Source organism: Pseudomonas ceruminis, assembly GCF_021602025.1.
In the GTDB taxonomy this organism is placed as follows: domain Bacteria; phylum Pseudomonadota; class Gammaproteobacteria; order Pseudomonadales; family Pseudomonadaceae; genus Aquipseudomonas; species Aquipseudomonas ceruminis.
Genome location: NZ_BQHW01000032.1, coordinates 38,751 through 50,997 on the forward strand (window position 1 = coordinate 38,751; position 12,247 = coordinate 50,997).

At 59.2% G+C, this 12,247-nt stretch carries 11 protein-coding genes, 1 tRNA gene and 1 pseudogene; all 13 read left to right on the top strand.

Translation table 11 applies throughout. From position 1 onward, the window contains the following. Window positions 1–11: 11 nt before the first annotated feature. The gene (gene tolR, locus L6D80_RS26260; protein WP_054890995.1) at window positions 12–464 is read left to right on the top strand and encodes a protein TolR; all 453 of its coding nucleotides are present in this window, start codon (window positions 12–14) and stop codon (window positions 462–464) included. Then, window positions 464–1,540, top strand: a complete 1,077-nt coding sequence (tolA, locus tag L6D80_RS26265; RefSeq protein ID WP_054902636.1) for a cell envelope integrity protein TolA — start codon at window positions 464–466, stop codon at window positions 1,538–1,540. The genes tolR and tolA overlap by 1 nt, the downstream gene beginning before the upstream one ends. Window positions 1,541–1,566: 26 nt before the next feature. Beyond that, a complete protein-coding gene (gene tolB, locus L6D80_RS26270; protein ID WP_054902635.1) occupies window positions 1,567–2,838 on the top strand; it encodes a Tol-Pal system beta propeller repeat protein TolB in 1,272 nt (423 codons plus the stop codon). A 53-nt stretch (window positions 2,839–2,891) separates the two neighbouring features. After that, complete coding sequence (gene pal, locus L6D80_RS26275) at window positions 2,892–3,389, top strand: peptidoglycan-associated lipoprotein Pal (protein ID WP_023381906.1); 498 nt, start codon at window positions 2,892–2,894, stop codon at window positions 3,387–3,389. Window positions 3,390–3,395: 6 nt separating this feature from the next. Beyond that, the gene (ybgF, locus tag L6D80_RS26280; RefSeq protein WP_176515730.1) at window positions 3,396–4,211 is read left to right on the top strand and encodes a tol-pal system protein YbgF; all 816 of its coding nucleotides are present in this window, start codon (window positions 3,396–3,398) and stop codon (window positions 4,209–4,211) included. 160 nt (window positions 4,212–4,371) lie between these two features. Next, window positions 4,372–5,019: a 7-carboxy-7-deazaguanine synthase QueE gene (queE, locus tag L6D80_RS26285; RefSeq protein WP_176515728.1), complete on the top strand. Its 648-nt coding sequence runs from the start codon at window positions 4,372–4,374 to the stop codon at window positions 5,017–5,019. A 16-nt stretch (window positions 5,020–5,035) separates the two neighbouring features. Beyond that, window positions 5,036–5,710: a 7-cyano-7-deazaguanine synthase QueC gene (queC, locus tag L6D80_RS26290; RefSeq protein WP_054902633.1), complete on the top strand. Its 675-nt coding sequence runs from the start codon at window positions 5,036–5,038 to the stop codon at window positions 5,708–5,710. A gap of 62 nt (window positions 5,711–5,772) precedes the next feature. After that, window positions 5,773–5,848: transfer RNA gene (locus tag L6D80_RS26295), tRNA-Lys, on the top strand. Window positions 5,849–6,466: 618 nt separating this feature from the next. After that, window positions 6,467–7,504 (top strand): AraC family transcriptional regulator, encoded by a 1,038-nt coding sequence (locus L6D80_RS26300; protein ID WP_054902632.1) that lies wholly within the window; start codon window positions 6,467–6,469, stop codon window positions 7,502–7,504. Between the two features lie 213 nt (window positions 7,505–7,717). Continuing rightward, the gene (locus L6D80_RS26305; RefSeq protein ID WP_054902631.1) at window positions 7,718–9,046 is read left to right on the top strand and encodes an LLM class flavin-dependent oxidoreductase; all 1,329 of its coding nucleotides are present in this window, start codon (window positions 7,718–7,720) and stop codon (window positions 9,044–9,046) included. A 119-nt stretch (window positions 9,047–9,165) separates the two neighbouring features. After that, window positions 9,166–10,293: a dipeptidase gene (locus L6D80_RS26310; RefSeq protein ID WP_176515726.1), complete on the top strand. Its 1,128-nt coding sequence runs from the start codon at window positions 9,166–9,168 to the stop codon at window positions 10,291–10,293. Window positions 10,294–10,362: 69 nt separating this feature from the next. After that, window positions 10,363–11,703, top strand: a complete 1,341-nt coding sequence (locus L6D80_RS26315) for an MFS transporter (RefSeq protein ID WP_082422850.1) — start codon at window positions 10,363–10,365, stop codon at window positions 11,701–11,703. 236 nt (window positions 11,704–11,939) lie between these two features. Further along, a pseudogene (locus L6D80_RS26320) lies at window positions 11,940–12,247 on the top strand (hypothetical protein); the annotation flags it as partial.

Sequence of the window (12,247 nt, forward strand, 5' to 3'; positions counted from 1 at the left end):
GGTAGAAGCCCATGGCCCGAGTTCGCCACAAACGCAAGCCGGTCGCCGAGATGAACGTGGTGCCCTACATCGACGTGATGCTGGTGCTGCTGGTCATCTTCATGGTGACGGCCCCCATGCTCAACCAGGGCGTGAAGGTCGACCTGCCCAAGGTTTCCAGCGAGGCCTTGCCGCAGGACAACAACGTCCAGATCCTCACCATCTCCATCAAGGCCGACAAGACCTACTACTGGAACCTCGGCAGCGAAGTCGATACCGACAAGCAAATGGACAAGGCCATGACCTTGCCCGAGATGACCAACGCGGTGACCAAGATCATTGCCGCCGGTCGGGACCAGGGCAAGCAGACCCAGGTCTTCATTCGTGGCGACAAGGCCGTCGACTACGGCGCGGTCATGGGTGCCATGGGCGGGTTGCAGAAGGCCGGTGTCGGTAACGTTGGCCTGATTACCGAGGCGCCCTGATGCAACAGCGAGAGCCATCCGCCTCGGAAAGCTACTTCTGGCCCAGTGTCTGGGCCATCGGCCTGCATGTGCTGGTGTTCGCGCTGCTGTTCGTCAGTTTTGCCATGACGCCAGAGCTGCCGCCTTCCAAGCCGATCGTTCAGGCTACGCTGTATCAGCTCAAGTCCAAGAGCCAGGCGACTACCCAGACCAATCAGAAGATTGCCGGGGAAGCGAAGAAAACCGCCTCGCGCCAGACTGAAGTCGAGCAGCTGGAACAGAAGAAGGTCGAGCAGGAAGCCATCAAGGCCGCGGAACAAAAGAAAGCCGACGCCGCTCAAAAGGCCGAGGAAGCTCGCGAAGCCGCCGAGGCCAAGAAAGCCGAGGACGCCGCGAAGGCCGCCGAAGCCAAGAAAGCCGCTGAGGCCAAGAAGGCCGATGAGGCGAAGAAGGCCGCCGAGAAGCAGCAGGCCGACATCGCCAAGAAGAAGGCTGAGGAAGAGGCCAAGAAGCAGGCCGAGGAAGAAGCCAAGAAACAAGCCGCCGAGGACGCCAAGAAAAAGGCAGCCGAAGAGGCGAAGAAGAAAGCAGCCGAGGACGCCAAGAAGAAAGCGGCAGCCGAGGATGCGAAGAAGAAGGCAGCTGAAGAGGCCAAGAAAAAGGCTGCGGCAGACGCCCAGAAGAAGAAGGCACAGGAAGCGGCCCGCAAGTCGGCGGAAGACAAGAAAGCTCAGGCCCTGGCCGAGCTGCTGTCCGACACCACCGAGCGGCAGCAGGCCCTGGCCGACGAGCAGGGTGACCAGGTGGCCGGCGATTTCGACGACCTGATCCGTATGCGCGCGGCCGAAGGCTGGGCACGACCGCCTTCCGCGCGCAAGGGCATGACGGTAGTCCTGCAGATCAACATGCTGCCGGATGGCACCATTACCAACGTCAGTGTGTCGCGCTCCAGTGGCGACGGCCCGTTCGACAGTTCGGCGGTGGCAGCGGTGAAGAACATTGGTCGATTGACCGAAATGCAGGGCTTGAAGCCGAACGAGTTCAATCCGTACCGTTCGTTCAAGATGACATTTACACCTGAGGATCTAGCGTTGTGATTAAACTCCTTCGAGGACTGCTGGTCATGCTGTGCTGCGTGGCAGGCATGGCCATGGCAGAGGAAAAGAACATCCTGGTCACCAGCGGCAGCGATCGGGCCACACCCATCGCGGTAGTGCCGTTCGGTCTGCAGGGTGGCAGTGTGCTGCCGGAAGACATGGCCGACATCATCGGCAACGACCTGCGCAACTCCGGCTATTACTCGCCCATCCCACGGCAGAACATGATCAGCCAGCCAACCCAGGCCAGCGAAGTGATCTTCCGTGACTGGAAAGCCCTGGGCGCCCAGTACGTGATGGTAGGCAGCATCGTGCCTTCCGGCGGCCGCCTGCAGGTGCAGTACGCGCTGTTCAACGTCGCCACCGAGCAGCAAGTGCTGACCGGCAGCGTTGCCGGCAGCGTCGATCAACTGCGCGACATGTCGCACTACATCGCCGACCAATCGTTCGAGAAACTCACCGGCATCAAGGGGGCGTTTTCCACGCGCATGCTGTACGTGACCGCCGAGCGCTTCTCGACCAACAATACCCGTTACACCCTGCAGCGCTCGGACTACGACGGTGCGCGTGCAGTGACCCTGCTGCAATCGCGTGAGCCGATCCTGTCGCCACGCTTCGCGCCGGATGGCAAGCGTATCGCCTATGTATCGTTCGAGCAGAAGCGTCCACGCATCTTCATCCAGCACATCGACACCGGTCGCCGCGAGCAGGTCACCAACTTCGAGGGCCTGAACGGCGCACCAGCCTGGTCGCCGGACGGTTCGCGCCTGGCGTTCGTGTTGTCCAAAGACGGTAACCCGGACATTTACGTGATGAACGTGGCCTCGCGCCAGATCAGCCGCGTCACTGCCGGCCCCGGCATCAACACCGAGCCGTTCTGGGGCAAGGATGGCAACACCCTGTACTTCACCTCCGACCGTGGCGGCAAGCCGCAGATCTACAAACAGTCGGTCAGTGGTGGCAGTGCCGAGCGTGTAACGTTCGTGGGTAACTACAACGCCAACCCTAAACTGTCGGCTGACGAAAAGACCTTGGTGATGATTCATCGCCAGCAGGGCTTCACCAACTTCAAGGTGGCCGCTCAGGACTTGCAACGCGGAAGTGTAAAGATTCTCACGGAAACAAGTCTTGATGAGTCTCCCACTGTTGCGCCAAACGGCACCATGCTAATCTACGCCACCCGCCAGCAGGGCCGGGGAGTCTTGATGCTCGTGTCGCTTAATGGCCGCGTGAGGCTCCCACTTCCTACCGCTCAAGGCGAAGTCAGAGAACCGTCCTGGTCCCCTTACCTGAACTGATTGCGGCGTAATACTTTTGCTTAACACACTGGGGTTTCATTAGGAGTTTCACGATGGAAATGCTGAAGTTTGGTAAATTTGCGGCGCTGGCTCTGGCCATGGCCGTAGCTGTAGGTTGCTCCTCCAAGGGCGGTGACAACGCTGGTGAAGGCGCTGTTGATCCTAACGCTGGCTACGGTGCCAACACGGGTGCTGTCGACGGCTCCCTGAGCGAAGAAGCCGCCCTGCGCGCAATCACCACCTTCTACTTCGAATACGACAGCTCGGACCTGAAGCCAGAAGCCATGCGCGCTCTGGACGTTCACGCCAAGGACCTGAAAGCCAACGGCAACCGCGTTGTTCTGGAAGGTAACACCGACGAGCGCGGCACCCGCGAGTACAACATGGCTCTGGGTGAGCGTCGTGCCAAGGCTGTTCAACGTTACCTGGTTCTGCAGGGCGTTTCCCCTGCTCAGCTGGAACTGGTCTCCTACGGCGAAGAGCGTCCAGTTGCCACCGGCAACGACGAGCAGTCCTGGGCTCAGAACCGTCGCGTAGAACTGCGTAAGTAAGTTCTCATGCGTATGTGCCGTCGTGCTGTAACCGTCCTCGCACTCAGCCTTCCGCTTTCGGCGTGGGCTGCGGTTCCTGTAGTAGATGACAACGCAGGTGCTTACCCACCTTCGGGTTATGGCACGAGCGGCGCCTATGCCGGGGCAGGGGCTTCGGCCCCTGCCTCTGCACAGGGTCAGTTGTTCATGCAGTTGCAACAGATGCAGGACCAGATCTCCCGCCAGCAAGGCATCATCGAAGAGTTGCAGAATGATGTCGCCCGCATGAAGCAGGAAAACCTGGAGCGTTACCAGGATCTGGACCGTCGCATCAACAGTGGTGGCGCGCCCGCCGCGACCCCCGACAATTCCTCCACCGGTGGTGCACCCAGTGCCCCCGCCGGTGCAGCAGCAGCCGCCGCTGGCGCTGCTGCGCAACAACCCGCCGCCAACAGCGAGCCGGGTGATCCGGCGAAAGAGAAGCTCTATTACGATGCCGCTTTCGACCTGATCAAGCAGAAGGACTTCGACAAGGCCAGCCAGGCGTTCAACGCCTTCCTGCGCAAGTACCCCAACAGCCAGTACGCCGGCAACGCCCAGTACTGGCTGGGCGAGGTGAACCTGGCCAAGGGTGACCTGCAAGGCGCCAGCCAGGCCTTCGCACAGGTCAGCCAGAAGTACCCGAAACACAGCAAGGTGCCAGATTCGCTGTACAAGCTGGCTGACGTCGAGCGCCGCATGGGCCATACCGACAAGGTCAAGGGCATCCTGCAGCAGGTGATCACCCAGTATCCCGGCACCTCTGCCGCGCAACTGGCGCAACGCGACCTGCAGAAGCTCTAACGTACACCGTTCGAAAGAAACCCGCGCCAGTCGCGGGTTTTTTCGTTAGAATCACTGCCCTTTTTTCGTAAACACGCTGCTGCGGATAACGCCATGTCGAGTCCGCGACAGTGCCTGACGGAGGCGGACAGCCTGTTTAGCTGTCACGCCCGTGGCGATCATGCAAGACACATTACGCATCACCGAAGTCTTTTACTCGTTGCAGGGTGAAACGCGAACGGCTGGGCTGCCCACGGTATTCGTGCGCCTCACCGGTTGCCCCTTGCGCTGCCAGTACTGTGACAGTGCCTACGCCTTCAGTGGCGGCACCGTCCGTACCCTCGATTCGATCATGGAGCAGGTTGCCAGCTTCAAGCCGCGTTATGTCTGCGTCACCGGCGGCGAGCCGTTGGCCCAGCCTAATGCCTTGCCGCTGTTGCAGCGCCTGTGCGACGCCGGCTATGAGGTGTCGCTGGAAACCGGTGGCGCCCTGGACATTTCAGGCACGGATGTCCGCGTCAGCCGTGTGGTAGACCTCAAGACCCCTGGGTCCGAAGAGTCCCATCGTAATCTTTACGCAAACATCGAGCACCTGACTCGCAACGACCAGGTCAAGTTCGTCATCTGCTCTCGCGAAGACTATGACTGGGCAGTGTCCAAGCTGATCCAGTACAACCTGGCCGAGCGTGCTGGTGAGGTGTTGTTCTCGCCAAGCCACCACCAGGTGAGTGCCAGCGAGCTGGCCGACTGGATCGTTGCCGACAACCTGCCTGTGCGTTTCCAGTTGCAGCTACACAAGCTGCTATGGAACGACGAACCCGGACGATGATTGAGAGTGAAAGCACATGACTGAAAAACGCGCGGTAATCCTGCTGTCTGGCGGCCTTGACTCAGCCACCGTGGTAGCCATGGCCAAGGCCGAAGGCTACAGCTGCTACACCATGAGTTTCGACTACGGCCAGCGCCATCGGGCCGAGTTGAACGCAGCGGCGCGTGTCGCCCGCGACCTCGGGGCGGTTGAGCACAAGGTGATCGGCCTTAACCTCGATGGCATTGGCGGCTCTGCCCTGACCGACAGCAGCATCGATGTACCGCAAACCCCGGGCGAGGGCATCCCGGTGACCTATGTGCCCGCCCGCAATACCGTGTTCCTGTCCTTGGCCCTGGGCTGGGCAGAAGTGTTGGAAGCACGTGACATCTTTATTGGTGTCAACGCCGTGGACTATTCCGGCTACCCGGATTGCCGCCCTGAGTTCGTCGAAGCCTTCGAGCGTATGGCCAACCTGGCGACCAAGGCGGGTGTCGAAGGGCAGGGCTTTCGCATCCAGGCGCCATTGCAGAACATGAGCAAGGCGCAGATCGTGCAGGCGGGTATGGCCCGCGGCGTGGATTACAGCCTGACTGTTTCTTGCTACCAGGCCGATGATCAAGGCCGTGCCTGCGGCAAATGCGACAGCTGCCGCTTGCGCGCGGACGGCTTCAAAGCCGCCGGGGTCGATGACCCAACACGTTATTTTTGAAAAAAAGTGTTGATGGGGTGTTGATTTCTCGTTAGAAATCAGTATTATACGCGCCATCCAACGGGTCGTTAGCTCAGTTGGTAGAGCAGTTGGCTTTTAACCAATTGGTCGTAGGTTCGAATCCTACACGACCCACCATACGCAGTAAGGCAAAGCCCGCAACCGGCAACGGTTGCGGGCTTTGTCGTTTATGCGCTTCCAGCAGCTATGAGCGGTCCATGTGCCCAGCGCACGTTGCCGTTGGGCATCATCGAAGGTGTCCGATTATGACTCTTTCTTATCCTCTGAAGACCTCGAATCCACCCCAGAAGCTTCGTAATAATCTGCGCAATGGGTTACCACAGCGCAGCTCAATGGCAGCCGATATCCAGGTTGGCCAGCCATGAAAATATTATTATCCCGATAAACTACACGGTAATTCCACGTTGCGCCAAAGTTAACGGGGCTCTTCCGTTCGAAAACAGCAGCCTGTCTACCGTGTAGTATTAATGCGTTAACTGCAGGCCCACACGGAAATAATAATATAAAACATCGATATAACCAGGTGACTGAAAAATCTTGAGTGCGCTTCGGGTCCCCGTTACTATCACTTTCCTACTAGCAAGTTCACGTAACGGTCCCTTTGAATAGTTAGTAGTCCCCGTGTCTCAAGCGCAAGCGTTTTCTATAACGACCACAACAAGGACTTATTCTCCGGCTTGCAATATTTATTGGGCAGTTTCAGTCCGTACGGGCTGCTCACAAGAGTAATTGGCAATGCCTCCAAAAATTCAAGTCTTCTGGAAGCAAAAATTATTTGCGCCCTATAAAATTGCAGCCCTGGTCGAGGCGGCCGCAGGACAAGGTATCACCCAGGATACCGTTTTGTTGGGCACGCAGCTTGATGCCAGTCAGATGCATGATTCGAGTACATTGACGTCCCTCAGTCAGTACATCGAGGCCTGCGATAATGTGCTTGGCGCCTGCGCACATATCTCAACCGCCTTCCAGATGGGCGGGCATCTGCCGCTGTCAGCTTACGGCGTCTATGGGCACGGCTTGATGTGCAGCGCAACACTGCGCGACTTTTTCAATTTCGCCGTGAAGTATCAAGCATTGGCAACGCCCGCCGTGCGGTTCTATTGGCGGGAAGAGGCGGAGGTGGCCGTTTGGGTATTTTTCGACACCTACGGCCACATGATCACCCAGCGGACGCGAGAGTTTCTGATTCGCCAGCAAATGGCTCAGCAGATGGCCCACCTCACGGAGACAGCGGGCGAAGGCTGTCGGCCGATCAAGGCCCTGTTCGCATTTTCTGACGCGGGTGATAAAGCCACGTATGAACAATGCTTAGGTTGCGAGTGTGTATTCGATTGCCCTGCTACCGAGCTTCATTACCCGCAATCGGTGCTGTCCCATGCCCCTCAGTTCGCGAATGGGCTCACGCACGTCTTATTACAGGAGGCGTGTGATCGTTTGATCCGTCAAACCAAGGCTTACTCGGGTGTAACAGGGGAGGTGCATCACATGCTCATGTTGACCCCCGGGCACTTTCCGACCATGGAACAGATTGCTTCGAGTATGCAAATTACCACGCGGACCCTTCGCAGAAAGTTGGAGGCCGAAGGTACGGACTACGGAACGATACTGGATAATGTTCGCGGGAGTCTGGCAATGGAATACCTGCAAACGACGAGGATGAGCACAGAGGATATTGCAGTAAAAGTAGGCTTCAGTGATGGCTCCAACTTCCGGCGGGCCTTCAAGCGCTGGACGGGCAAGACAACACGCCAAGTGCGCTATAGCGGGCTGTAGCTGAGAGATTGGCAAATGTCCGCTTATGACTCGTTTTATTCCATTGTGGATCTCGTGGGGGCGGCGGCGGGTTCGTACTATTGGCTAAAGCGTGCCGTGTATTTTAATAAATAGTTTGGCCGGTTGAGCTTATATAGGTTTGTCATTGACGGAGGGGTGCATGCATTTCTCAGCGTTTCCATGTGGTCGGTTTAACGAAAGGAATCAGGCACTATGATGCATATCATGACGTTACTTACCAATGTGGGTATGCATCTTAATGGCTGGCGACACCCCGAGGCCTGGGATAATACGGTGCTTAACTTCGATCAACTGGTCGAGTGCGCACAAATGGCGGAACAGGCCAAGATCGACATGGTCTTTCTGCCCGATGGCAGTGGCGTCCGCGAGATGCAGAACCGTGAACTCTTCGAGGCCATGACGCCCAGTTCCAGGCCGGCCGTGTTCGAACCGGTCACATTGCTGTCTGCCCTGTCGTCGGTCACGACTCGCATAGGGTTGGTGGCGACGGCCTCCACTACCTACGATGCGCCGTTTCATGTCGCACGTCGCTACGCCTCGCTGGACCATCTGAGTAAAGGGCGGGCCGGCTGGAACGTCGTTACCGGCTCGAATGAAGGGGACGCCCCCAACTTTGGCAACGAACAGCACCTTGCCAAGAGCCTGCGGTATGAGAGGGCCCGCGAATTCGTCGACGTGGTGCTGGGGCTGTGGGATAGCTGGGCAGACGACGCCTTTGTGCATGACAAACAAAGTGGTCGTTATCTCAACGCTGACCGGGTACGCCCGCTCGACCATACCGGTGACTATTTCCAGGTGAAGGGGCCGCTGAACGTCGCCCGTTCGCCGCAGGGGCGCCCGGTGGTGTTCCATGCCGGGCAGTCGGAGGCCGGGCTTGAACTGGCTGCGCACGCTGCAGATTGTGTCTTCGCCGTGGCCGGTACCCTGCAACAGGCACAGCGCATTACGGCCGATCTGAAGGCCCGTGCGGTTCGTAATGGCCGCTCGGCAGACAGCCTCAAAGTGCTGATGTCGGCGTCTATCTACCCAGGGGCGACGCCTGAGCAGGCGCAGCAGTTGTGCGACACCCTCGATGCGCTGACGTCTCCAGCGGTTGCACTTGGAAATCTGTCCAAACTGGTCTGCGCCGATCTTACCGGGTATGACGTCGACGGCCCGATGCCGGAGCTGCCGGAGGAAATGGAGGGCGCCAGTGCGCCACGGAAGATCATCAACGAATGGGTCCGCACCGGCCATCCAAGTATTCGTGATGTCTACCTGCGCTATTCACGCACCCTCGGCAGCCCAATCTTCCAAGGGTCTGCGCTGCAGATCGCTGACCAGATGCAGGCGTGGTACAGCGCAGGGGCTTGCGACGGTTTTCTGATCGGTCCGGCCGTCATGCCCACCAGCCTTCAATTGTTCACGAGCCAGGTAATTCCAGAACTCCAACGCCGCGGCCTGTTCCGTACCGAATACCCGGGAAGTACCTTGCGCGACATTATCGATCTACCGGCCCCCGCTAATAAGTTCTTCAGCTGAGCCCTGAACAACCCGCCATCGCAAACGGCCGCTCTTTAGCGGTGCCCTGTTGTAGGCGGGTGACCAGCGAACGGTCCAGGGACGCTCAGCCACACGCGTGTTCGCAATAAAGGCAGCGAATGAATATGACTCTTGGTAACTATCGCGACACTTCTCTATTCATCATCGATGGACACGCTGATGTACCCAACCCGCTGGTGGTCGATACGCAAGGAACCATCGATGAAGGGACTGCAATAGACGTGGACTTGCTTCGCGCGGGCACTGTTGCCGCGGTGATACTCGCTGCGAACGTGGTGCCCGGGGAAGGCGGCGCAGGCGTGGCGTCCGACCTGGCAATAATTGATGCGAAAATCGACGCAATCAAACAGATCTGTGCCACCAAGCCCGACAAAGTAGCGTTGGCCCTGTCCTCTGACGAACTTGTCCGCATCGCAGGCGAAGGCAAGACGGCGATCATGATCGAGCTGCTGGGCACACATGCCCTCGGCACGGATCTGGCCGCGATTGAGCGTTTTTACCGCGACGGCGTTCGCGTGCTGGGCCTCGCCCACCTTGGCAACAACGCGTTTGCCGACTCGTCCCGGCCGCTTTTCAGCCAGCGCTCCAATCAGCATGGCGGTTTGTCGCCGCTGGGCCAGGCCGCGGTTGCGCAGGCCAATGACCTGGGCTTGTTGCTCGATGTATCGCACCTGTCCAGTGACGCGCTTTTTCAGGTGCTCAAGGCCAGCCGCGTGCCGGTGATAGCGTCCCACTCCGGGGTGCGCGCGCTGGTTGATAACCCACGCAACCTGTCGGACGAGGAGCTGACTGCCATTGCCCAAGCGGGGGGCGTCGTCGGCATGGTTGCGTTCGGCCCCTATCTGCGCAACCTGAGCCCGGATGAGGTGCGGGCCCGCGAGACTATCACGCAGGCCTACGGAGGGCTGAAGGAAGGTTATACGGGACTGACCACGGAACAACGCAACGCCTACTACCGGGAGATTCTCGCCGTCACCCAACCTGCCACGTTGGAGGATCTCATCCGGGCAGTCGATCATGCGGTGCGGCTCATCGGCATCGATCACGTGAGCCTGGCCTCGGATTTCAACCAGGGCGGAGGCATCGAAGGCTGGGCGCGTGCAGACCAGGCGCCGCAAGTCAGCGTGGCGCTGCGTGAGCACGGCTACAGCGAAGCGGACATCGCCAAGCTGTGGGGTGCGAACGTCCTGCGTGTGTTGCGCGCTGCCGAAGCCGGTGCGCGATGAAAGCACCGGCCACCATCCTTGATCTTCCCTTCTGCGATCTCCAGTAAGGATCGCCTTGCGAGCGCACTCATGACCACAGTTCCCCTAGATCCGGGAAGCTCCGCTTCCAATGCCCCTCTTTCAGTGATCGACCGTGCGCCAGTCAATAGCCGTCATCGGTTGTTCGTGATGCTGATCGCGTTGGCAGTCTTTTTCGATTTCTTCGATCTCATGCTTTCTGGAAGCGTGACGGCAGCGTTGTTATCCAGCGGTTGGTCGACGCGCGAACTCAACGTTGTGTTTTTATCGGCCACCGGGCTTGGCGGCGTCATCAGTAATCTGGTTGCAGGCGCGCTCGCCGATCGATTCGGGCGCCTCAGGGTCTTGCGCGGCGCGTTGCTCTTGTTGGGGCTTGGTACGCTGGCGTGCGCCGCAGCGCCGACGATGGAGCTGCTGATCGTCGCCCGCTTCGTCGCCAGCCTGGGGATGGCGGCAGTTCCGGCGGTCGGCTTGACGCTGATGGTCGAGCTGCTGCCGGTGGCAGTGCGTGGACGCTGGACGGGTATCAGCGGCGTGATCAGCACGTCCTCTCTGTTCGCCGCGGCGCTGGCCGGTTACCTGTTGCTGCCGTGGGGAGGTTGGCATTGGATGTTCATCATTCCCGGTACTGGCTGCATCGTTTTGTACTTCTTGACGGCAGTGCTGCCGGAGTCACCCCGATGGCTGGCTACCCGTGGCCGGCATGAGGCCGCTCGGCAGGCGCTATCACAGATGCGCGTCGAACAGGATGGACCGATTCTGGCATCGGACACGTCTGCGCGGCCCAGTGGTGCTCCGGTCGAACGCTTGTTCACCCGCGCCTTGGCCAGGCCCCTCGTGCTGGGGGTGCTGTTAGCGGTTTGTTTCAATGTCGCGACAACGGGCTTCCTCACCTGGTTGCCGACACTGTTACTTGAGCGTCATCTCTCGATCTCGAACACCTTGGCCTACAACCTGATGATGTCCTTGGGTATTCCTATAGGCGGGTTGGCCCGCACACTCTTTGCCGATCGCATAAGCAGGAAGGCAGGCATCATCGGGGCTGCCATTGTTGCCTTGCTGCTGGCGGCAGTATTTCCCTTTACCGATGGCCATACCTTGATCGGCGTCGGGTTCCTGCTTCAGGTAGCCCTGGGTGTACTGAGCAGCATGATCATGGGGCTCTACCTGCCAGAGTTGTACCCGACGAACGTCAGAGCGCGTGCCACGGCGCTTTCGATGGCAACCGTTCGCCTATTGCTGGTGTTTCTGCCGTTCCTGCTACTGACGCTACTCAACGCCGCCGGGGTGGTCGGCGTGATGGCGGTGGTTGGCATCTGCTTGTTGGTGATTGTGTTCGCCATGCTCACGCTGGGTATCGAGACGTCGGGGAAATCCCTTGACCGTTCGTAATCGCTGAGCGCACTGCCCAGAACCTCTCGAGAAGGCGGGTGTGGAGTGCCATGCCAATGGCCTGTCTACGCCAGTTCACGACTGGCGATACGCCCTACCTCTCTCGCAGCTTCGGCTCTATCGACGGATCGCTCCAGACGCCCTTGGTGGCGCCTGGCGTCTGTTGGCCTTTGCCCAGCACAGGCTGGTCGAGGGCATGTATTTCAAAAACAGTTAAGTCATTTTTGGGGGGCATCATGAGTTATTCAGTTGATCGAGGTATTTTGCTCTGTAGCTTGCTCACGGCGCTGTCCGTCGTGTCATCACACACGCTGGCAGCCGACGCCAAGGACCATGACGAGCAGCCAGACCGCGCGAAAAAAGCAGCACAGTCGGCTGGGGCGCTTGAGACGGTGACGGTGACTGCCCAACGGCGTAGCGAGGATTTGCAGAAGGTTCCAATCACTGTGCAATCCTTTGATGCCGAGCGGCTGCAAAATGCGGGTGTTTCCAGCACGGTTGACCTTGGCCGCCTGACGCCAGGGCTGGTCTACGGGCGCGGTGT